This is a genomic window from Agrobacterium sp. lyk4-40-TYG-31, from assembly GCF_030209855.1.
Classification (GTDB): domain Bacteria; phylum Pseudomonadota; class Alphaproteobacteria; order Rhizobiales; family Rhizobiaceae; genus Agrobacterium; species Agrobacterium vaccinii.
On the sequence record NZ_JARVRE010000019.1, the window covers coordinates 61,567 to 83,987 of the forward strand.

Genomic DNA, 22,421 nt, shown 5'->3' on the forward strand with positions numbered 1-22,421 from the left:
AGCAGGGTAGTGGGCTGGCGGGAGATTTGCCACTCATCGGGGCCGCTCTTTTATCGGGCCCGACACTTCTTGATCAACACAAGGGGCGAAACAATGGCGAAATTTACAGTCGTTATTCCTTATTATCAAAAACAGCATGGCGTACTTGGTCGTGCATTGGCATCGGTTTTTTCCCAGTCTCTTCAGGATTTCGACCTCGTCATCGTCGATGATGAATCGCCTTATCCCATTGAAAAAGAACTAGAAGAGCTGACTGAAGCGCAGCGAAACCGCATCAAGGTCGTCAAGCAGGCCAATGGTGGCCCGGGCGGTGCGCGCAACACCGGGCTCGACAACGTACCAGCGGAAACTGCTTACGTCGCCTTCCTTGATTCGGACGACATGTGGACGCCGGATCACCTTAAGAACGCCGCCTACAGCCTCGAAACCTTTGGTGGTGAATGCTATTGGGCATCGATGCAGGCGAGCGACGAGTTCTATTATCACTTCGCGATTTCCGAACTGGAAAACAACGAGGGTGCGACGCGGCTGAACGAATCGCCCAAGGTAATCGAGCTGCCGGATCTGGCCAGCGTGATGCTGCGCAATTGGAGCTTCCTGCATTTGTCCTGCATGGTCATCGGCAGGCCGCTGTTTGAAAAGATCCGTTTCGATCCCGTTTTGCGGCTGGCGGCGGAAGACGTGCTGTTCTTCTGTGATTGCATTCTTGCGTCGAAACGCTCGCTCTTGTGCGACGATGCAGGCGCCATGCGCGGCATGGGTGTCAACATCTTTCACAGCATCGACAACAGCTCGCCGGAGTTTCTGCGCCAGCAATTCAACACCTGGGTCGCGCTCGACACGTTGCAGGGCCGGTTTGCCAAGCGGCCAGCCGATGTCGCCTCCATTGCTTCCTATAAAAACACCGCGCGCAAGCAGGCGCTGTGGAGCCAGGCGGGCAAGTTGAAGCAACGCAAGGCACCGGAACTGGGCCTGCTGTTCAAATGGATGATGCGTGATCCTGCCATTTTGCGTGCAGCACTGGAGCTTGGGACTGGCAAATTCGCCCGCCCGAAGTGACCCTGACGCAACCACATTCTTATTTCAGGAGTAGTCCATGAAACCATATCACTGGGAATCACACCACGGTAATTTCGGCGATGACCTCAATCTCTGGCTTTGGGATTTTCTGCTGCCCGGCCTGCGGGATGTCCACCCGGATGTGCTGCTGGTGGGTGTCGGCACGGTCCTGAACGACGTTCTGTTTCCGCCGCAGCAGCGCAAGCTGATCATCGGCAGTGGTTATGGCTACGGTGCCGTACCGGATATCTCCAATAAGGAATTGTGGGATATTCGCTGCGTGCGCGGTGAGATGACGGCTGGCAAACTCGGTCTCCCCGCAGAGATGGGTATCGTCGACCCGGCGGTGATGGTGACGGAGATGCCGGAATTCCGCAACCTGCCGAAGCTTCATAAGAAGACCTTCGTGCCCCATTGGGAATCTGCGGAATTCGGCATGTGGGAAACGGTTTGCGAGCCTGCGGGCCTGACCTATCTCGATCCGCGCGGCGAGGCGAAGGCTGTTATCAAGCACATTGCCCAGTCTGAATTCATCGTGGCCGAGTCCATGCATGGTGCTATTCTGGCAGATGCCTTCCGCGTGCCTTGGGTCGCCGTCAGCACCTCAACGTCCATCAACAGCTTCAAGTGGAGCGACTGGGCGGGCACCGTGGGTGTGAAGTACGAGCCGCGTTATGTGCCGGTTTCCACGCGTGCCGAGGCTGCGAAGAAGGGCTCCAAATTCTGGGGCATGAGCTTCCCGCCGCCGCCGCCAGCACCCGTCGTGGAGCGGCCAGCCGAGGCGTCGCATGATGGTGAGCTGCTGGTGCGTCCGCATCAGGAGCAGCGCTCCCTGCGTAAGCTGGCAAAGCAGGTTCTCGCAGCACCTTCGACGCTTGCCCTATGGCAGGCAAGCCGGGCAGAGCCGCGGCTCAGCCCCGATGGCCGGTTGGAAGAGCGCAAGGAACGTTTCCAGGCCGTGCTGGAAACGATCAAAAGAGACTATTTCTGATGTCGGCTGACGCCGCTCGATTTCTTAAGGATTGAGCGGCGTGGCGTTCAACAGATAGCGAATATCCGCCACTTGTTTTGGCGCTGGGCGATAGCGGGCGGTTTTATCGCGAAAGATACCTTGTGCGATAGCCGGGACGGCAGGCAAGCGCTTCAAGGCGTGGGACAGCGCGCCACCCATGCCGCCCTTGGCCTTCGCATCGAGAAAATCCCGCAGCTCGAACTTCTCGCGAATATGCAGCTCGTGTTCTTCAAGAAGCGCCTTTTCAGGCGGCTTCAGCGAATATTGCGCAAGGATTTTCCGGTCCGCTTCATAGAGTTGGCGCAAGTCATCCGTGCGGTGGCTGCCACTCAAGGAATCGCCACGAACGATGGCGCCATAACCGCAGTTGCGGATGACCTTGTAGCGCGCACCGCAGGCCAGTGCCCGAACGTATAGCTCGTAGTCTTCACCCAGCCGCAGGGCTTCATCGTAACGCAGGCCATTTTTTTCAAGAAACGCGCGGCGTATCACCGGTTTCAGAAAGCCCGTCTCCCCACGCTCTATACCGCGCTTGGAAATGTTGCCCTGAACGAATTCGGACAGTGTCAGGAAATGCTCTTCGGGCGCAAAACGTGCGGGCTGCATGGAGGATGCGCCCGATACTGACTGCTGGATGAAGGCAATATTGTCCGCGACCAGATCCCAATCGTCGCTTTCCAGCATGGCAGCGAAGCGGCCCCGGAAAAAGAAATCGTCCGCATCAAGAATGCTGATGAGGGGGGCAGACGAAATGGCGATGGCGTGATTGCGGGCAGCGGAGGGGCCACGGTTGACGTCGAAACGCTCTACCTTAAGGCGTCCGGTGCCATCATCGCAGGCCGACGCGATAGCGGCTGTCGCGTCCGTCGAACCATCGTCAATCACGACGACCTCAGACACTTCTGGCTCGGTTAGCGCGGATTTGATCGCCGTCGCGATGGTGTCGGACGCATTTTTAGCAGCGATAATCACGCAAATGGATCGCAAATCCCCAGTCATGCCAACTCCTGCTTCGTTACGTTGCCGTTTTTTCGGCGCAGAAAATGTCAGGGATAAGGACGCCGCACGATTATTTCGCACCTGCGAGAAGTTTGAGGTCGGCGGCGGGCAGGCGGTTTAGAAATCGCTGAGTTTCGGGGAAGCGACGGTAATGGCCTCCGTCACTGATTTCTCCGGCAAAGGCGTCGCTTCCTTCTGGAAGTTCAGCGTGGCGCGCATCTGTCGCTTCTCTTTTGCTACAAGAACAAGCACGCCTATAAAGTAACCAACTTGTATAATGACAAGACAGATCAGCGTCTGGACGAAAGTGGTCAAGAAAGAGCCATGGATAAGATATGTCGCGACAGCGAACACCAGCAACGCGCAGATCATACTGATGAAAACGCGCGGGGCGTACATATCTTTCTCCTCCGCTAAGCATTGTCCCTCGGTGGAGAAATGCATGTTCTTGGCTTTCTTTTCTAGAGAATTGTATTACGAAACGCTTATCGTTTCAACACAGTTATACTTCTCTTAGAGCGTGCAGCATGAAATTTCAGTAATCTTTATTGGTAAAATTTGCCCAAATTTTTGAGATTTGGACGGATGTCTACCGTTTTGATCTGCGCACTGTTCTCGCAAGGTTTATGAAACGTGAATACTGCGCGATTGCAGAGCAGCACTTGCGGCCTGACAGTAGCATTCCATAACGCGATTCTGCGCTGACGCTGGGCGCAATGCGCCCGGGCTGCAGACTTCGTTAACTATGTCACCGGTAAAGATAGGTGGTTGATTCCCGAAGCAGTAAGGTGTGCGTGTGACAGAGCGTTCAGAAGTAATTGCGTTTCCAGCCAAAAACCGCGTCGCTGACATAAAGCGCTGCGTTCAGATGCTAGAATCGCTTCACGGCGAAGAAGCAAACCGCTTCTGGCGGGATGAGTGCCAGGCCCTTGCCGCGCGTCTCGTCAATCTGGGTTATGACGATACGGCCATGCGCCAGGAAGTCATGGAGTTTCAAGGTGCGGTGCAAACCGAGCTTTGGGGCCGCTGCCAGCAGGAAGAACCTGCACGCCGCGACGCTTACTAAGACAAGTCACCGCTTGCATTATCTGTGGGTCAGCCGCCATGCTGGCGCGCCCACGGAATTGCGAACGATAAGGTCAGGTGTGAGCAGGATTTCCGGCTCGTTCGCCTGCCCACCGCCTAAAAGATCAAGCAGCAGCGCCATGGCGTGTTTGCCGATGGCCGTCCTGGGCTGACGAATGGTCGTCAGGGCAGGGGACATGAAGACCGCCTGCGGAATATCGTCAAAGCCCGTTACCGAAAAATCGCGTGGAATATCGTAGCCGCGCGCAGTTAGCCCGACCATAACGCCGATTGCCGTTTGGTCGTTAACGCACATGAACGCTGTCGGCAGCGTATCGCGCATGAACAGTTGCTCGATGGCCAGCCGCCCACTCTCCAGCGTTCCATCTCCCTCGATAATCAAGGCAGGCGCCGGTATCAGCCCCGCCGCCTGCAAACCCTCGTCATAGCCCTTCCGTCTGCGGCTATAGGCGAGCCGGACGCGGGAATCGCCGATGAACGCGATCCGCTCATGCCCTTCGGCAATCAGCATATCGATGATCTTGCGGGCACCCTTGGTGTCATCGACGCCGACATATGGAATGCCACCATTATAGATGGGTTCGAAAACGCCGACGCTGGGCGGTAGTCGCGCCGTCATGGCCTGATGGCCAAATGGCAGGATACCCGTAAACAGGATGAGCCCCGCAGCCTGGTTGGAATTCAGGAATTTCAGATATTCGAGCCCGCGCTGCGCATCGTTCTGCGTATGGCCGATCAATATGCCGTAGCCATGCGAGCGCGCTTCGTTTTCCAGGCCGACGAGAATGTTCGAAAAGTTGGGGTCGCCGATGTCAGGCGCGACAACCAGGATCATATTGGAGCGGCCTAGGCGCAGGCTGCGGGCCATGGCATTCGTCGTGTAGCCGGTGACGGCAATGGCCTGATTGACCTTCAGTCGCGTCGAATTCGCTACCTTTTCAGGCGTGTGGATGGCGCGCGACACGGTCGCGATGGAAACCTCCGCGATCCGGGCGACGTCTTCAATTGTGGCTGATGCGGGAATGGACAATGAGGGCCTCGGATGTATGCGCGACCGGACACTACACAGACTTTGCGCTCCGTCAAATACGATCACGCAAATCTGTTCTTAAGCGCTTATGTAAACCTTTACATCGCCAGTGTAAAGGTTTACATGGATTTCAGACGTAGGGAGACGTCTGGAGGAAATCATGGAAAATGAGATTGCTGACGTCGGCGGTACGTTGCTGTCTGCGCGTCGTATTTCCAAATCTTTCAATGGGGTGCAGGTCCTCTTCAGCATCAATTTCGATCTGAAGGCTGGGGAAATCCATGCGTTGATGGGTGAGAACGGCGCGGGCAAGTCTACTCTCGTCAAGGTTCTCTCAGGTTTCGAACAGCCAAGTACCGGCGAGATACTGCTGGACGGCAAACCCGTGAAGCTGCCGCCTAATGGGCTGGCTGAAGCGCTGGGTATCGTCATCATCCATCAGGAATTCAATCTGGCCGAACATCTGACAGTGACCGAGAGCCTGTTTCTGGGCCGGGAACTGACGCATTTCGGCGTGCTGGATCGCAAGGCAATGCGCGCTGAGACGCGCCGCGTGCTCGATCTTCTGGGCTGCCATGTCGATGAGAACGCGATGATCGGCACGCTGTCTGTTGCTGAAAAGCAGATGGTGGAAATTGCCAAGGCGATCAGCCGCGATGCGCGCATCGTCTTCATGGATGAGCCGACAGCTGTTTTGTCGCGTGAGGAGACCAACTATCTATTCCAGCAGGTCCGCAAGCTGCGCGACAAGGGCACGAGCTTCGTCTTCGTCTCGCACAAGCTGGATGAAGTCATGGAGCTGACTGACCGGGTGACGGTGCTGCGCGACGGACACTGGGTAAAAACCGCGCCAACTGCGCTGCTGGATGGCGAGGCGATTGCCCAGTTGATGGTCGGGCGTGAGTTGTCGAGCCTCTACCCTGCCAAACGCGAGCCTGATGTGGACGAGAAGATCGTCCTCAGCGTTCGCAACGTTTCCACCAAATATGTGCAGGATGCCAGTTTTGATCTCAGACGAGGCGAAATCATCGGCTTTTCGGGTCTAATCGGCTCTGGCCGCACCGAGTTGGCGGAGGCCATCGTCGGGCTGCGGTCACGTCTGTCGGGGGAGGTCGAGGTCAACGGCAAGATATTGCCTCCGCATGATCTCCATGCGACCATCGACGCCGGGCTCGCCTATATGACCAAGGACCGCAAATCCAAGGGTCTGCTTTTGAATTCTGGTATGGCGCTGAACCTGACGCTGCAATCGTTGGAGCGTCACGGAAAATTCGGTTACCTCAGCTCATCCAGCGAGGCGACATCTCTGGAGCGCGCGCGCCGTCGCTTCGACATTCGCGTGCGTGATGGCAGCGTGGTGGTGGGGCGCATGTCCGGCGGAAACCAGCAGAAACTGTTGCTGGCCAAGGTCATGGAGACGGAACCAAAGATCATCATCATCGACGAGCCCACGCGCGGTATCGATGTGGGGACCAAGCAGCAGATCTATCATTTCATTTCGGCGCTTGCGCGCGATGGCCACTCGGTCGTCGTGGTGTCCTCGGAAATGCAGGAGGTCATCGGCCTTTGCACCCGTGTCGCGGTCATGCGCGAAGGTCGCGTGGTGGGCATGCTGGAAGGCGACGAAATCAACGAGCGGGAAATCATGCGCTATGCGGCGGGTCTGAAAACAAAGGCGGCGGCATAGCGGCGGCTGAAAAGCCGATGTGACAGGGCGGGAGGTCTGTTTTGGGTATGAGTGTAAGCGAAGACAGCAAGGAAAAAAGGGCAGCACGGTCGCTTCGCGATATAGATTTGCGGGCAGTTGCGCCTTTCATCGCACTGTTTCTGCTGTTGATTGTCGGGGCGATGGTCAATCCGAATTTCATCAGCATCAACAACCTCGCCAATGTGGCGACACGCAGCGCCTTCATCGCGATCATCGCTGTCGGCGCGACCTTCGTCATCTCGGCGGGCGATCTAGACCTGTCGGTGGGCTCGATGGTGGCCTTCGTCGCCAGTTTGATGATCCTGCTGATGAACTCAGGTGCGGTGGCTGACCCGGCGCAGATGCTGGTGCTGGCGGTCGTGTTCACTCTGGTGGCGGGGGCATTGTGCGGTCTTGCCAACGGATTGATCACCACGGTCGGCAAGATCGAACCTTTCATCGCGACGCTTGGCACCATGGGTGTGTTTCGTGGCTTGACCACGTGGCTTTCGCAGGGTGGAGCGATCACGTTGCGTGAACCGCAGTTGCAGACCTTGTACCGTCCCGTCTACTTCGGATCATTCATCGGTATTCCGATTCCCATTCTCGTCATTCTCATCGTGACCGGTATTGCAGCCTTTATTCTGTACCGCACCCGCTACGGACGGCATGTGACCGCGGTCGGGTCCAATCGTGATGTCGCCAAATATTCTGGCGTTGCGGTCAACCGTGTGCGCACCATCGCCTTCGTCATTCAGGGCCTTTGCGTTGCCATCGCTGTTCTTCTCTACGTTCCGCGCCTTGGCTCGACGTCTGCCACAACGGGCATGATGTGGGAGTTGCAGGCCATCACGGCAGTCGTCGTGGGTGGAACGGCGCTCAAGGGCGGGGCAGGCCGGGTCTGGGGCACCATCTGTGGTGCATTCATTCTGGAACTCGTCGGCAACATCATGCTGCTGTCCAACTTCATCAGCGAGTATCTGATCGGGGCAATTCAGGGCGCCATCATCATCATCGCCATGCTGGTTCAGCGGTCGCTGATGAGGCGTTCGTAAGGTTACCGGGTCAACGGGTCGCCCGGTTTAGAAAATCGAGACCTTTGTTTGTGTGGGAGGAACAACACATGCGAAAGAGACTGTTGGGAGTGGCTGTGGCGCTGGTAGCGCTGAGCGGGGCAGTGCAGGCACAGGACAAAAAGGTGACGATTGGCGTTTCCATTCCTGCGGCTGACCATGGCTGGACAGCGGGCGTGGTCTATCATGCGGAACGTGTGGCGAAGCTGCTGATGCAGGAACATCCGGGCCTCAATGTCATCGTCAAGACATCGCCAGATGCGGCCACGCAGGCAAATGCCGTGCAGGATCTGGAAACACAGGGCATCGATGCGCTCGTCATCCTGCCATCTGATCCCGATCCACTGGTCAACGCCATCAAGCAGGTCAAGGACAACGGCAAGTTCGTTGCTCTCGTCGACCGTGCGCCGAGCGTCAATGACGACACCGTTCGCGATCTCTATGTTGCTGGTAACAACCCTGCTCTGGGTGAAGTGGCGGGGAAATATATCGCCGATACCACGCCGGATGCGCAGGTCGTAGTTATCCGTGGTCTGCCCATTCCCATCGACCAGCAGCGTCAGGATGGGTTCGACAAGGGTATCGCCGGTTCGAAGGTGAAAATCCTCGACCGTCAGTTCGGCAACTGGAACCGCGACGATGCCTTCAAGGTCATGCAGGACTATCTGACGAAGTACCCGAAGATCGATGTGGTCTGGTGCCAGGATGATGACATGGCCGTTGGCGTTCTCCAGGCCATCGAACAGGCCAAGCGAACCGACATCAAGTATGTCGTTGCCGGTGCAGGCTCCAAGGACATGATCAAGAAGGTCATGGATGGTGACAAGATGATCCCGGTCGATGTGCTCTATCCACCGGCCATGGTGGCAACGGCTATGCAACTGACCGCCGCCAACTTCTACGATCAGGTCCCTGTTCGCGGCACCTACATCCTTGACGCCACACTGGTGACCAAGGACAACGCCGAGAGCTTTTATTTCCCAGACTCACCGTTCTAATACGCTGAAATCGATAATGAGGCCCGTTCGAAAGAGCGGGCCTTTCGTTGTTCAGGCGAAGCGTCCGGGTCTGAAAGGATCGACCGAAATGGCGGTTTCCTCGTCCTTGACCAATTGCGTAACAAGCCGTGCGGTGGCAGCAGATTGGGTGAGCCCGAGATGTCCATGGCCGAAGGCGTATATGACTGAATGGTTGTTGCGCGACGGGCCGATGACGGGCAGGCAATCTGGCATGGATGGGCGGAAACCCATCCATTGTTTGCCACCTTCAGTTTTCAGGCCCGGCAGGAATTGACTGGCCTTCTTCAGCAAGGCTTCCGACCGCTTGAAATTCGCAGGCAGATCGAGCCCGCCGAGTTCCACCGCGCCGCCCACGCGAACGCCCGAGGAGAGCGGCGTGACCACGAAGGCATGGTCGTTGAAGTAAAGCTGGCGGCTGAGATCGAAAGAGCCTGCTGGCAACGTGGTGTTATAGCCGCGCTCAGTCTCCAGCGGGACCATGTTGCCCAGCGATGCCGCAAGCGGCTTCGACCATGCGCCACAGGCAATCACCACCTTGTCGGCTCCGATTTTCTCTCCACTGGAAAGTGTCACGATGGTGCTTTCGCCGACAGTATCGACGCTGACGGCTTCGCCTTGGCGAAGCGTCGCACCACGGGCCATTACCAGATCGGCGATCGCCTTGGTGAATTCGTAGGGGTCTGCGACCTGCAAGCCGCCGGGCGTGAACACCGCGTTCTGGAACTGCGGTGCAAGACCGGGCTGTAGTCGCTCGATCTCCTCACGTCCGATCCGGGAGAAATCGAAGCCTGCGCGCTCCTTCTCTTTCCAGTCTTTTTGCGCGGCATCGAAGCTCGTTCTGGTATCGTAGAGGTCGAGGGTGCCGGTGTTGGTGATGAAGCGGGAAAGCTCCGGCATATCGGCAATGGCCTGCATCTCGCGTGCTGCCAGTGTCATCATTGCGATCTGGACATTAAGGCCGTGGCGAAATCTGTCGGGAGAGCTGGCTTTCCAGAAGCGCCACAGCCATGGTGCAATCTTCAGGGCATAGGCAGGCGGCACGCTGAGTGGCCCGAGCGGATCGATCAGCCATTTCGGCGCTTTCTTGATGATACCAGGTGCCGGAATGGGGATGATTTCGGGAAATGCGAGAATACCGGCATTACCGGCGCTGGCCCCGCGCGCGATTTCGCCCCGTTCCAGAAAGGTCACAGACTTGCCGGCATTTTGAAGATACAGAGCAGACATCACGCCGATGATGCCGGTGCCGATAACCAGCACTTCGCATTTTTCTGATGAATTCATGGAGCATCCCGCCAATTGATGCCTCCAGATATCACGGTTAAATGCAAACTGTCGACAGGATTTAAGTCTAGTCCCTGACGATGTTGGCCGGTCTGACGACCGCATAGTTCAGCCGCAGCATTTTACCCTTGATTGGGTAATACATGGGTACGCTCAGCGTTGATGTTTTCACATCCTTCACCTTCACGTTCAACTGGCCTTCGATCCATTTAGACAGTTCGGGCGACTGATCGTCATCACCGATCCAGGCCATCAGCGCCGGATGCTCATCGGTGATCGTGAACGGCGGATCGTAATCGTCGTAGATGGCGGTGGCGACGGGGACGTCATTGAACAGGAAGCGCAAGTTGCCGCCCGTTGGCCAGTTCAGCGTGACGATAACAGAGGGCGACAGTTTCTCCGTCTCGACGATCTGGTGTTTGAAGGCCTGCCAATCGTAATTCGAGCTGGATGTTCTGCCCAGCGAAGCCATCAGCGGATACGAAATCAACAGCGCGACCGGTACCAGTGCCAACATGATGAGCGGAATGGGCAGGAAGCGGACGACGAAGCGGTCCGCATCGGCCACGTAGCGCTCCAGATAGAGCGCAGCCAGAATGGGTGCTGGCAGAAGCAATGGCAGCAGCCAGCGGTCGCGCAACTCTGTCATGGTCGTCATGAAGATGACGAGCGCCATCAATGTTGCAATGGCGACGAAATAGTGGAGGAAAAACCTGAACCACGCACTTTGGGTTCTGCGGGGCAGCTTCTGCTCCCGAAGGGCGGTTAGCCAAAGCAGGAGTGCGGGAACCGCGACGATAATCAGCGACCCGGCAACGAAACGGGCAAGGCCGCGACCGACCTGTAGAAAGCGGTTGTCTGGCGCATCTTCAGCCATGCGCTTCAGTGTCACTTCGGAGGCGAAGACGATGTTATCGACGAGCCAGAAGAGATGGGGCAGAAACACCACGACACTGACGAGGACGGTCAGCAAAAAGCGCCGGTCAAGTAGTCTGGCGCGGCCCTGCGGATGGAACCACACGGCGACCAGCAATGCTGGAAGTGCCAGGGCGAAATTGTATTTCGACAGCATGCCGAGGCCTGCGACCACGCCAACCAGCACATAGCCCATCAATGAAGGGCGCTGGATGAGCCGGATGCTGCCGTAAAGCAGCATTGTGAAGGTCAGCATCAGCATAGCGGTGTGGGTCAGGTCACGCTGCGCCTGCCAGAAAACCTGCGGGATGACGAACAGCGCCAGCGCGGCGACGACCACGAAGCGCTTGTTTTCCAGCACCAATTCTGCGGTTTTTACAAAGGCGGCGAATGTCAGGAACAGGATGAAGTTCTTGGCAAGGGCGATGGTCGCCATCGACGTGCCGAAAACCGCGAAAACGGCCTGTTGATACCAATTGTACAAGGGCGGCTGCGCGTCGTAACCGAGCGCAAGCCATTGCGCGAACAGGACTTGTTGGGCCTCATCGACGCGCAGTGCCGGAGGAACCAGCTGACGGACGATGATTTGCAACAGGAAATAGGCTCCGAAAAGCGCAATAACGGCATTCGGATTGCTCGTAAGGCAAAACGCAAACCTTTTCAGCGTGCTCTCGGTCTCGATCTTCACCGGCGCCCCCGCCGATTTTTCGTACATGTCCATGCCCGTCCGTCTCATTGCCAGCGGCAGAATCCTTTGCCGCCCATTTTCGTTGAGTGACAAAACTGAACTATGTGGCCGAACCGTGGATGAGAACGGTTACCCACCGGCTTTTTGGCAATTCTGTGGAGGGCTGTGCCTTAAATGCATTCGGCAGGCGCAATTTGCTGCGCCTGCGCAAGCGGATCGTCTGGGATCAATGACCGGCGTTGTAAGCAGCAATCGCGGCCATGTTGACGATGTCGCTGTCCTTTGCGCCCATGGCCGTGATCTGCACGGATTTGTCCAAACCGACCAGCAGCGGGCCGATGACGGTGGCGCCACCCAGTTCCTGCAACATCTTGGTGGAGATGGATGCAGAATGGATCGCAGGCATGACCAGCACGTTGGCTGCGCCGGAAAGACGCGCAAACGGATACTGGCTCTGCATCTTGTGATGATTGAGCGCAACATCCGCCGCCATTTCACCGTCGATCTCGAAATTCACGTTGCGCTTGTCCAAGATGCGCACCGCCTCGCGAACCTTTTCGGACCGTTCGCCCAGCGGATGTCCGAAGGTGGAGTAGGCGAGCATCGCAACCCGTGGCTCGTAGCCAAACTTACGAGCCAGACCTGCGGCTTCCACGGCAATATCGGCCAGATCTTCGGCGGAGGGCATGTCGTGAACGGCGGTATCTGCAACGAAGACCGTGCGGTTGCGCGACACGACCAGGGAAACGCCGATGACGCGATGGCCCGGCTTGGTGTTGATGCAGCGGCGAACATCCTCGAGCGCCGTCGCATAATTGCGAGTCGTGCCTGTAACCATAGCGTCGGCATCACCCATTGCCACCATGCATGCGGCGAAATGGTTGCGGTCGTTGTGCACCAGACGCTGCACGTCGCGCAGCAGGAAGCCCTGCCGTTGCAGGCGCGCGTAGAGATAATCGATATAGGTATCGACACGCTCCGAAAGACGCGCATTGGTGATCTTGATGTTCGGGCGGTCCAGATCGATGCCCGCACGTTCGGCATTCGCCCGGATGATATCGTCACGGCCTAGCAGGATGGCGGTGCCGAGGCCCTGCGCGGTGAACGAAATCGCCGCGCGCATGACCTGTTCTTCTTCCGCCTCTGCAAAGACGACGCGCTTTGGCGAGCGGCGAACACGCTCGTAAAGGCGCTGCGTTGTCGACGCCATCGGGTCGCGACGGGCAGACAGTTCGCGGGCGTAGGCTTCCAGATCACCCAGCTCCCGACGCGCGACACCCGTTTCGATGGCGGCGCGGGCAACGGCGACCGGAATGGCCGAGATGAGGCGCGGATCGAAGGGTACGGGAATGATATATTGCGGCCCAAAGCGCGGACGCACCCCCTGATAGGCGGCAGCCACGTCGTCTGGAACATCTTCACGAGCGAGATCGGCCAGCGCCTTGGCCGCCGCTATCTTCATCGCGTCGTTGATCTGGCTTGCACGCACATCCAGCGCACCGCGGAAAATATAGGGGAAGCCGAGGACGTTATTGACCTGATTGGGGTAATCGGAGCGACCCGTCGCCATGATTGCGTCATCACGGATGTGGGCGACCTCTTCCGGCGTGATTTCCGGGTCTGGGTTGGCCATAGCGAAGATGATCGGCCGTGGCGCCATGGACCGGATCATGTCTTCCGTAAAAGCGCCCTTTTGCGAAAGACCGAAAACGACATCTGCGCCCTTCATGGCTTCCGCAAGCGTGCGGTTATCGGTCTTGACGGCGTGTGCGGATTTCCACTGGTTCATACCTTCGCTGCGGCCCTGATAAATCACGCCCTTGGTGTCACACAGGGTAATGTTGGCCGGGTTGAAACCCATGGCCTTGATGAGGTCCATACAGGCGATGGCGGCAGCACCGGCGCCGTTGCACACCAGTTTCGTCGTCTTGAAATCGCGGCCCGTCAGCGCAATGGCGTTGATGAGACCGGCTGCGGCGATGATGGCCGTGCCGTGCTGATCATCATGGAAAACGGGAATGTCCATGAGTTCGCGCAGACGGCTTTCGATGATGAAACATTCCGGCGCCTTGATGTCTTCGAGGTTGATGCCGCCGAAGGAAGGGCCGAGATAGCGGACGCAGTTGATGAATTCATCCGCGTCCTCGGTATCGACTTCCAGATCGATGGAATCGACATCCGCGAAACGCTTGAAGAGAACGGATTTGCCTTCCATAACCGGCTTGGACGCCAGCGCACCCAGATTGCCGAGGCCTAGAATGGCGGTGCCGTTGGAGATGACGGCGACCATGTTACCGCGTGTCGTATAATCATAGGCGGTATCAGGGTTTTCGGCGATTGCCTTGACGGGTACGGCAACGCCGGGAGAATAGGCGAGCGACAAATCGCGCTGCGTCGCCATCGGCTTTGTGGGGGTAATTTCCAGCTTGCCGGGCCTGCCCTGCGAGTGGAAATCAAGCGCTTCCTGGTCCGTGACAGATGTTTTGCCAGTCGTGGATTTCGTTTTGTCGGACATGTCCCCCACCTTTTCTCATGCTTCGTAAAATGTTGGACGTAACTATTGTACTTTCTGGCCGCACGCCAAGCCTCGAAGGCGTTTTAAGTGGAGAAAACAGAAGATACAGGGGGTTGGCGAACGCTTCAATCGATTAGCCGTCTCCGGTTTTTCGGGAACTAGAGCCGAAAATACCCGTTGGCTGTCTGCCGCCTGAGCCATCACCTCTGTTTGTGGTACAGGACAGGGTTGTATTGTCCTTGGGAAATACGACCTTGGCAATTGTATCAGCACATGTTTTGCTGGCTGGCGTTACAAAGTGGACGAATTGGAATTTGAAAGGGCATACCGTGAACACACAAAATCGAAGAATTATCCCCGTACTTCTGGCAGGCGGGGCGGGATCGAGATTGTGGCCGGTGTCGCGGGATCAACTGCCGAAACAGTTCCAGCCGCTGGTCGGTTCGTTCTCAACTTATCAGCAAACGCTGAAACGCGTCAGCGACGCGGCGCTCTACGATGAGCCGCTGGTAATTACCAACGAGGATTTCCGTTTCTTCGCCCGCCGTCAGGCAGAAGAGGTCGATGTGACAGCGACCGTCGTTCTCGAACCCGCCCGCCGCGACAGCGCCGCCGCCATGGCCGCCGCTGCCGTTCTGGCAGAAAAACGTGAGCCGGGTTCTCTCGTTCTGGCGCTGGCCGCCGACCACGTCGTTCTGGACAATGACCATTTCACCAATGCCGTCAAACTCGGTGCTGAAGCCGCAGAACAGGGCAATATCGTCGTTTTCGGCCTGACGCCCACCGAGCCACGCACGTCCTACGGATACATCAACCCCGGCCAGCCAATCGATGGAAACGAAGACCTGTGTGTCGTCGAAGCTTTCGTTGAAAAACCCGATGAAGAGACCGCCATTTCCTACGTGGAAAAAGGCTATCTCTGGAATTCCGGTAACTTCCTGTTTCGCTCAGATGTGATGATTGCCGAACTTGCGGCCCATGCTCCTGAAATTCTTGAAGCCGTTACCCAATCGGTGGAGAATTTCGAGAGCGATCTCGGTTTCGTGCGCCTGCACAAGGAGAGCTTCGAAGCGTCGCCAAAGAATTCCATCGATTATGCTGTAATTGAAAACACCAAACGGATGGCTGTCGTGCGCGGGCATTTTCGCTGGTCGGATATCGGCAGCTGGGATGCAATCTGGGAGATCGCCGACAAGGTAGAGAACGGCAACGCTGTCGAGGGGCAGGGCATTTTCGTGGATTCGGAAGGTTGCCTCATCCACTCGAACAGCCTTTTGACGACGGTGGTCGGAGCCAAGGATCTGGTGGTGGTGGCGACCAAGGACGCGGTTCTGGTGACACCCAAGGACAGGGTGCAGAGCGTGAAGGGACTGGTGGAGGCGCTGAAGGAAAGCGACCACGCCCGCAAAACGGAAATCCACAAGCGCGCCTATCGCCCTTGGGGCCATATCGAGCAGACAGATTCCGGGGCCCGTTTCCGTGTCAACCATCTGAAGGTCGAACCGGGCCACAAAATCTCGCTTCAGCAGCACCATCACCGCTCCGAGCACTGGATCATCGTCAGGGGTACAGCGACGGTGACAATCGACGGCGACACGCGATTGCTGACGGAAAACGAGTCCGTTTATATTCCATTGGGTAAGCCGCACCGTTTGGCCAATGACGGGAAAATTCCGCTCGAGATCATCGAGGTACAGACGGGCTCGTATTTCGGCGATGACGACATCAACCGTTTGCAGGACGATTACAAGCGCGCTTGACCCGAGCGTAGGCGTCGCTGACCGCGTGTCGGCGATGCCCAACCGGATTTTTGAAATAACCAGCCCCAACACCAGCTGCCCTAACCGCGCCCTAAAGGGCTTTTAGCCGTTCGTCATTCTCGGCTGTTTCGAAAGAATCGATCAGTCACAAATGAAGTGGATCGATTTTTCGGAACAAACGTTAACACTGCGCCATTCAATATCCGAAAAGGGTAAGCGGGCTGCTGCGGGTTAAATAAAAAAATTCAACAGGAGAAAATACAACATGAAAAAGGCTCTAGCCGTAACCTTCGCCGCAATGACAATGGGCCTCGGTGGCACTGCCAGCGCAATTGCCGCAGACTTGGCATATCCAGAAGCCACGTATCAGGACCAGGACGACCGTAACGGCGTCAAGATCGGCTACCTGACCTGCGAAGTAGGCGGTGGCGTGGGTTATGTCATCGGTTCCGCCAAGGAACTCGATTGCACATTCCAGTCCACAGTTGGCGCACGTCGCACCGATCATTACAGCGGCGCAATCCGCAAGATGGGCGTAGACCTCGGCTTCACCACGCAGGGTAAACTCGTTTGGGCCGTGCTCGCACCGACAGCCGGTTACCACAAGGGTTCGCTCGGCGGCCTGTATCAGGGTGCAACGGCTGAAGCGACAGTTGGTCTAGGCGTCGGCGCAAACGTTCTGGTCGGTGGTACCGCCGGTTCAATCCAGCTTCAGACGGTGAGCGTTACCGGTCAGGTCGGCCTCAACCTTGCTGCGACAGGCACCTCGGTTACGTTGAACCCAATCAACGGCTGATACTTGCCTCAGTCAATCTGACGCATTCAACGACACGCCCTTTTCGTCCTATAGACGGGAAGGGCGTTTTGCATTTCGCGAAACAGACGGATTCGGGATGACGATCATGCGGATATGGATATCAGCTACGTTCCTACTGCTTGGTGTTTCGTCCGCGTTTGCCGATGGTGATGTGGCCAATGGGGAGCGCGCATTCAGCAAGTGTTCCGCCTGCCATAGCATCGAAAACCCACGCACCCGCATGGGGCCGCATCTTATGGGCGTTGTCGGACGCCCCGCTGGCTCCGTTGCCGATTACAAATATTCGCAGGCCATGACAGACGCGGGAGCGGGCGGCATGGCGTGGACGGAGGATAATCTTCGAGAATTTCTCTCAAGTCCCAAGAAGAAGGTACCCGGCACCTCCATGCGTTTTTTCGGCCTGTGGAGCGAAAGCGAGATCAACGATCTGATCGCCTACCTCAAGACGGTGCAGGCGCCGCAATAGGACTATAGAACGCCGTTTGAGAGGATGTCCTCGGCCTCGTCGGTTCCCATCCTATAAACACGGCTGGCGATTTCGAAGCTATATCCATTGCGTGCGAAGGCCGAAATTTCCTTGTTCATACGCTTCTGGTCTGCCTCTTCCCGGCGAAACGGGCCGAAACGGCGTTTGCGCGCCATGATCACGGCGGAGTAGAGATCGTCCTTCTCGCTCAGCGCCTGTTCGGTAATCTCTTTGGCCACGCCCTTGATCGTCAGCTTCTGCGCAATCGCCCTTCGGGATTTGCCGCCCCGAATAGCAGAACGCGTGGCGATTTCGGCGTAAGCCACGTCGTCCAGCGCCTTGATATTGTAGGCGAACTTCACTGCAGCATGGGCTAGGGCCTCGATCTGCTCGGGGCTGATACCCTCGAACTTCTGCTTGGCCTTGCGCGTGATGGCGTCGAAAAGCTGCCGCTCGGTCATCATGCGCCGCTCCAGCCGGTAGATGGTGGAGTTGCGAACCCATGTCAGCATTCTGGCTGTCGGCACCGTCGATGGTGCTTCCATGTCTTCCGTCACCAGCACTCGATCTCCATGCGTCTTCGTTTCGTCAGATTATGTCTAACGCAAAACAGGCGATGCGTTAAAGTTCAAACGACGAAGTGTTAAGGGGAGACCGGTTGCGGCAGCGCGAATACGTTGACCGGCGTATCGAGACCGCGAAGCGTTTGCGCGCCGATGCTCTCGAAATTTCGGATATTGCCAGCCATTTCCACGAAGGTTTCCGACATCAAGACAGGCCGCTTGATGGTCTTGGTCAGGCTTTCCAGCCGCGAGGCAATGTTGACGGCAGGGCCGATGACGGTAAAATCGAGACGACTTTTCGAGCCGATATTGCCGTACATGACATCACCGACGTGAACGCCAATGCCGTAGCCCAGAGGCTCGTGACCCCTGGCGATATTGGCAGTATTCAACGCCTCCAGATGCACCTGCGCCTCTTCGATGGCGGTAATCAGGTTCGAACATGCGTCGGGATCGCTGAGCGGGAAAATCGCCAGCAGACCGTCTCCCATGAATTTCAGAATTTCGCCGCCGAACTTTTCGATGGGGTCGGACATGGCGTCGAAATAGGCGTTCAGCAGTTCGATCACGTCGTCGCGCGGCCATAGATCCGAGATGTGGGTGAAATCCCGCAGGTCGCAAATGAGAATGGCGGCGCCGACTGTCGTGCCGCTGCCGCGCGTGGTTGCGCCATCCAGAATGGCCTGGCTGGCATGCGGACCGACATAGGTTTCGAGAAGCGTGCGGGCGATCCGGTTCTTGAGCCGAATTTCCGAAACCAGCGAAATTGCTGGAACCAGCGTCCGCAAAAGCTCGATCTCTGAATCGGTAAATCCGCCGGGTCTGTCGCTGGAAAAGGTCAGGACATGGCGCTTGCCGAGAGTGTGTTGCAGTGGCCAGGCGCAATATTCGGTCAGTCCTTCGGCGCGCAGATCGGAGTAGATGCTGGATTCGCCCGGCTGCGGCGGCACATCCAGTCGGTAACGGATTTCCGCTGCCCCGGCGTGGATTTCGTAAATCGGGCTGTTGCGATACTCGGTGGTGTTTTCCATGCCATAGGCATAAGTTCTGAATTCAGCTTCGCTGAGGCCACGAGACCACAACATACGCGCGCCGCGCCACTGCGGGTGCTCGACCATGAAGCTTATGGAGCCCCGCGCAACGGAGATGCCCGCATCATTCAGCCGCTCACACAACTCTACGAAGATATTGTCGATGAACCGCTGGTCGCTGGTTTCCAGCAGCAGCCAGTTCAGGATGTCATGGCGCCGGGATGGCCAAAGATTTTTCGAATCGGGGGTGGTGGACAGGTCAGCGGAATGTGCTTCTGCCATGGGGATCTCACAGTCAGGTCTCGAAAATGAATGCGCCCTGCATGTGGTATGGGGAAATGCGGATTATAAGAGGCGTGATGAAATCGCCGAACGATTTGGTGGATTTCTCGCCCGCTCTACACGGAGCAATAAAACTCCGGCGCGACGGGCGAGGCATGACCCTCCGATGGGAGAGCGAAAAAAGCCGCTTAGACGACGGTCGAAAGCGGGATTTGCAGAGCAGCAGCAACGCGCTGGATATGGGACGGATTGATATCGGACCCATCCTCGAGTGCGCTGATTTCCTGCGCGGTCAGACCGCAGGTGATGGCCAGCTGATCGACAGTATAGCCACAGCTGCTTCTGGCCTCCGCGATTTTCGACGCAAATGGCGCATGGGTTTCATTGCTGGAATAAGGCTCGGAAACAGATATTGTCATTATAATCTCCCTAGAATGGACATTGAATGGAACCGGGGTCCATGGAGCTACCGGCATTTAATGCGACAGCGCTGCGTAAGGAGAGGCTATGCTGCAGCGCAAAACGGAAAATACCCATCTTTCCCCCGTGAGCAACAGTTAAATTTTCGTAAGGATTTTACGGCTTGCACGGAGTATGGCGCAAGCCTTTGAATTTTTTACCAAAAGTTACATCAAATCCTGCTTCAAAACCTCGTCCAGCTCATAGATCGCGCAGACAATGTGGTAGAAGGTGCTGGCCGGTGCCGGTTCATCGATCATCGGCGCGTCATGCGGCCATTTGTCGAACCAGAGGCCTGAGACCGGGGTGTGCAGAAATGGCTGCAACGCACCCACCGCCCGCAATGCCGAGGACAGATAACGATGGCGCTCTTCACCGTGCGTGGCGGCTGCCAGTCTAACAGCGGCCTTCAGCCATTCGGTTTGTGGCCACAGACGGGCGAGCGCGTCATGGACGGTAAAGTCGTCGTAGAGGCTCATCATCGCCACCTTGCGACGCGGGCAGATGCCGTATTTTTCGCCGATATCGAACATGCGTTTGGCTTTCGACAAGGCAGAGCTATCGCCGCGCAAGCTTCCCCAGCGCGTCAGCAGCCAAGCCCATTCGAACTGGTGACCCGGCTCCATGATACGGCCTTTTTCGCCCGGCATCGGATTCCAGTCCCGGTCGAAGAACTCCCGCAAACCGCCGGATTGCGCATCGATGAATTTGTCCATGGCTAGGTGCGCGACGTCATCTGCCAGCCCACGCCAAGGTCCCTCGGGGTCCACCTTTTCCCATGCCAGCATCGCCTCGAAGAAATGCATATGCGGATTGGAGCACAGCGGCTCAACCGGCGGATTGGCTTCCTCGAAGCCTGTAACAGGGTGCGCGTAGTCCCGCTGCAAGACGTCGAGAATGCCATGCGCCCTTTCCAGCATTTCGGCTTTGCGCTCTGGAAAGACCCTGGCGGTCTCGGCGGCTGCAAACAGCGCGAAGGCCTGATTATAGAAATCGAATGTCGGGTCGATCAATTTACCGGAGGAGTCTGCGAGGTTGCCGTAGAGGCCGTTTTCCAGCCGGAACACTTTGTCGAACCAGTGCAGACCATGATCGACGGCCTTTTTCCATTCGCCGTTCCAGCCCTTTTGTCCGGCAGCAGCGTAGCAATAGGCCTGTCGCGGCTGAACGCGCGAACGGCGATTATCGCCGAGCATCGGCTTTCCGTTCTGGTCGATGCGCTCGTAAAATCCGCCATCGGGCTTTCCGGCTCCCACTTTCCACCACATGGGCAGGGCGTCCTCATCGAGCCAGCGCCTTAGTCTCTTGGCTTCGTCTGAAAGTTGGCTGGTTACGCTCATCACTTGATCTGCCATTTCCATTCCATTTCGACATGCGTTTTAAAGCGGCTTCGCTTGCCTCCCACAACCCCCAATTCCTGTCTTGCCGCAAAGTTCCATTGGCACGGCACGCATCGCGCTGCCGGAACCACAACATACGACCAAGTTTTCATATTGCTAAATCGTGGTGCTCACGTATTTCATGAACATGGTTTGGTCATCTCTGATTCGTTGTGCGCGCGACCTTGCCGGCATGCTAAATGCGGCGGGCGCGGCGGTGGGAAAGCCCGCTGCCTATGTTCTATTGCCTAGTATTGCACTGGCGCTGACCGGCTGCAACAATCCCGGCGGCATCCGCGCATCCGGCGCGCCTAAAATGCTGCCACCGGAAGAAGCACTGATTTTTCCGCCTCCCGGTGGGCCGGAGATTATCAACGTCATCAGCCGCACCTTCTCCAATGCCGTGCAGCAAGAGGTCATCCTGCGCTCGGACGCGAGAACGCCGGGACAGAACTATTTCAAGATCGAACTGTTCGGCCCGCAGCGTGCGGAAGATACCGGCGAGGATGGTCTGGCGAGCAGCAGCCTGCGCGCCTCTTCCATCTCGCGTGAGATACGCTCGGCCTTTCCCGGTGCGCAACTGGCAACATCAGCGGAATATCTGCAAAACGCATATGGTGCCTTTTCCTACGCCTCCGGTCACGGCGCGGGTGACGATTCCTGCATTTACGCCTGGCAGCGCATCCGCTCGCCGGAAGATATGCGACAGGGCTTTAAAAATCTCGGGCGTATCAACGTCACGCTCAGGCTTTGCCAGTCGGGTGTAACGACACGCGACCTGCTGGCGGTGATGTACAATTACACGATTACCGGCAGCTACGATTCCGAAGGGTGGAACCCCTACGGCACGGCGCAGAAACCGCCGGAAGGCATGGGGCGCTCCGGCAATCCGATCTATCCGGTCACTGCAACGGAAGTCCCGATGCAGCCGGGCTCGCAGACACCAAGCCGTCCGCCCGCACAGGCCGCTCCATCAGTCGTGCGCCGCGTCGTCGTTCAGCCCGCACCTCAGCCGCAACTGCAGCCCATCGTCTCGCCTGCACCAGCGCGGGTGGTGATCCCGTCGCCAACGGGGGCAGCGCCTGCGTCCACTCGCCCCGCAGATGTGCCCCCACCGGCCAATCGTGCGGAAACGAGACGTGTTGTCATTCCTTCTCCCGACTGCGTGTCGTCTGGAGAAGGTTCGCAAAGATGCAATTAACCAATTTAGTATTGTCTTGGGTATAAGGCATCATCCCGTGGCATCGTCGCAAGGCGGTGAGTCGGGAATCGAGGCATGTAGCCTCAGAGCGAAACA

At 57.3% G+C, this 22,421-nt stretch carries 20 protein-coding genes; 10 read left to right on the forward strand and 10 right to left on the reverse strand.

What is annotated here, in order from left to right; genetic code table 11:
* Window positions 1-93: 93 nt before the first annotated feature.
* Together QRN55_RS22825 and QRN55_RS22830 are read left to right on the forward strand one after the other, a co-directional pair.
* Entirely contained in the window at window positions 94-1,059 is a 966-nt protein-coding gene (locus tag QRN55_RS22825; protein WP_284778393.1) for a glycosyltransferase family A protein, read from the forward strand.
* 37 nt (window positions 1,060-1,096) lie between these two features.
* On the forward strand, window positions 1,097-2,050 hold the full coding sequence (locus QRN55_RS22830) for a polysaccharide pyruvyl transferase family protein (protein WP_284778394.1): 954 nt from the start codon (window positions 1,097-1,099) through the stop codon (window positions 2,048-2,050).
* A gap of 24 nt (window positions 2,051-2,074) precedes the next feature.
* Here the strand turns inward: QRN55_RS22830 and QRN55_RS22835 are convergent, their stop codons facing one another.
* Window positions 2,075-3,070: a glycosyltransferase family 2 protein gene (locus QRN55_RS22835; RefSeq protein WP_284778395.1), complete on the reverse strand. Its 996-nt coding sequence runs from the start codon at window positions 3,068-3,070 to the stop codon at window positions 2,075-2,077.
* Window positions 3,071-3,187: 117 nt separating this feature from the next.
* On the reverse strand, window positions 3,188-3,469 hold the full coding sequence (locus tag QRN55_RS22840; RefSeq protein ID WP_111841749.1) for an exopolysaccharide production repressor protein: 282 nt from the start codon (window positions 3,467-3,469) through the stop codon (window positions 3,188-3,190).
* Between the two features lie 397 nt (window positions 3,470-3,866).
* Here QRN55_RS22840 and QRN55_RS22845 point away from each other — a divergent pair, with 397 nt between their 5' ends.
* Window positions 3,867-4,136 carry a DUF6074 family protein gene (locus QRN55_RS22845; RefSeq protein WP_284778396.1) on the forward strand — a complete coding sequence of 90 codons (270 nt, stop codon included), beginning with the start codon at window positions 3,867-3,869 and terminating at the stop codon, window positions 4,134-4,136.
* 18 nt (window positions 4,137-4,154) lie between these two features.
* Here QRN55_RS22845 and QRN55_RS22850 read toward each other — a convergent pair whose 3' ends face one another.
* Entirely contained in the window at window positions 4,155-5,186 is a 1,032-nt protein-coding gene (locus QRN55_RS22850; RefSeq protein WP_284778397.1) for a LacI family DNA-binding transcriptional regulator, read from the reverse strand.
* A 160-nt stretch (window positions 5,187-5,346) separates the two neighbouring features.
* On the opposite strand from QRN55_RS22850, the gene QRN55_RS22855 reads away from it, so the two are divergent.
* The 3 genes from QRN55_RS22855 (at window position 5,347) to QRN55_RS22865 (ending at window position 8,944) form a co-directional block, all read left to right on the forward strand.
* A complete protein-coding gene (locus tag QRN55_RS22855) occupies window positions 5,347-6,873 on the forward strand; it encodes a sugar ABC transporter ATP-binding protein (RefSeq protein WP_284778398.1) in 1,527 nt (508 codons plus the stop codon).
* Between the two features lie 47 nt (window positions 6,874-6,920).
* Window positions 6,921-7,928, forward strand: a complete 1,008-nt coding sequence (locus QRN55_RS22860; RefSeq protein WP_284778399.1) for an ABC transporter permease — start codon at window positions 6,921-6,923, stop codon at window positions 7,926-7,928.
* A 68-nt stretch (window positions 7,929-7,996) separates the two neighbouring features.
* Window positions 7,997-8,944: a substrate-binding domain-containing protein gene (locus QRN55_RS22865; RefSeq protein WP_112499263.1), complete on the forward strand. Its 948-nt coding sequence runs from the start codon at window positions 7,997-7,999 to the stop codon at window positions 8,942-8,944.
* A 51-nt stretch (window positions 8,945-8,995) separates the two neighbouring features.
* Here the strand turns inward: QRN55_RS22865 and QRN55_RS22870 are convergent, their stop codons facing one another.
* The 3 genes from QRN55_RS22870 to QRN55_RS22880 form a co-directional block, all read right to left on the reverse strand.
* Window positions 8,996-10,249, reverse strand: coding sequence for an NAD(P)/FAD-dependent oxidoreductase (locus QRN55_RS22870; RefSeq protein ID WP_284778400.1), 1,254 nt, complete (start codon window positions 10,247-10,249; stop codon window positions 8,996-8,998).
* Between the two features lie 67 nt (window positions 10,250-10,316).
* A complete protein-coding gene (locus QRN55_RS22875; protein WP_284778401.1) occupies window positions 10,317-11,879 on the reverse strand; it encodes a glycosyltransferase family 39 protein in 1,563 nt (520 codons plus the stop codon).
* Between the two features lie 199 nt (window positions 11,880-12,078).
* On the reverse strand, window positions 12,079-14,367 hold the full coding sequence (locus tag QRN55_RS22880) for an NADP-dependent malic enzyme (RefSeq protein WP_284778402.1): 2,289 nt from the start codon (window positions 14,365-14,367) through the stop codon (window positions 12,079-12,081).
* A 329-nt stretch (window positions 14,368-14,696) separates the two neighbouring features.
* On the opposite strand from QRN55_RS22880, the gene QRN55_RS22885 reads away from it, so the two are divergent.
* From QRN55_RS22885 to QRN55_RS22895, 3 genes are all read left to right on the forward strand, one after another.
* On the forward strand, window positions 14,697-16,127 hold the full coding sequence (locus tag QRN55_RS22885) for a mannose-1-phosphate guanylyltransferase/mannose-6-phosphate isomerase (protein ID WP_284778403.1): 1,431 nt from the start codon (window positions 14,697-14,699) through the stop codon (window positions 16,125-16,127).
* Between the two features lie 265 nt (window positions 16,128-16,392).
* A complete protein-coding gene (locus QRN55_RS22890; RefSeq protein WP_284778404.1) occupies window positions 16,393-16,923 on the forward strand; it encodes a DUF992 domain-containing protein in 531 nt (176 codons plus the stop codon).
* Between the two features lie 106 nt (window positions 16,924-17,029).
* Window positions 17,030-17,410, forward strand: a complete 381-nt coding sequence (locus QRN55_RS22895; protein ID WP_284778405.1) for a c-type cytochrome — start codon at window positions 17,030-17,032, stop codon at window positions 17,408-17,410.
* Between the two features lie 2 nt (window positions 17,411-17,412).
* Here the strand turns inward: QRN55_RS22895 and recX are convergent, their stop codons facing one another.
* The 4 genes from recX to QRN55_RS22915 form a co-directional block, all read right to left on the reverse strand.
* The gene (gene recX / locus QRN55_RS22900) at window positions 17,413-17,955 is read right to left on the reverse strand and encodes a recombination regulator RecX (RefSeq protein WP_284778494.1); all 543 of its coding nucleotides are present in this window, start codon (window positions 17,953-17,955) and stop codon (window positions 17,413-17,415) included.
* Window positions 17,956-18,053: 98 nt separating this feature from the next.
* Window positions 18,054-19,286 (reverse strand): adenylate/guanylate cyclase domain-containing protein, encoded by a 1,233-nt coding sequence (locus QRN55_RS22905; protein WP_284778406.1) that lies wholly within the window; start codon window positions 19,284-19,286, stop codon window positions 18,054-18,056.
* Between the two features lie 188 nt (window positions 19,287-19,474).
* The gene (locus QRN55_RS22910) at window positions 19,475-19,705 is read right to left on the reverse strand and encodes a helix-turn-helix domain-containing protein (RefSeq protein ID WP_111841760.1); all 231 of its coding nucleotides are present in this window, start codon (window positions 19,703-19,705) and stop codon (window positions 19,475-19,477) included.
* A 207-nt stretch (window positions 19,706-19,912) separates the two neighbouring features.
* The gene (locus QRN55_RS22915) at window positions 19,913-21,100 is read right to left on the reverse strand and encodes an AGE family epimerase/isomerase (RefSeq protein WP_284778407.1); all 1,188 of its coding nucleotides are present in this window, start codon (window positions 21,098-21,100) and stop codon (window positions 19,913-19,915) included.
* 217 nt (window positions 21,101-21,317) lie between these two features.
* Between QRN55_RS22915 and bcsN the strand changes: the two genes are divergently transcribed.
* The gene (gene bcsN / locus QRN55_RS22920) at window positions 21,318-22,325 is read left to right on the forward strand and encodes a cellulose biosynthesis protein BcsN (RefSeq protein WP_502871366.1); all 1,008 of its coding nucleotides are present in this window, start codon (window positions 21,318-21,320) and stop codon (window positions 22,323-22,325) included.
* Window positions 22,326-22,421: the final 96 nt, after the last annotated feature.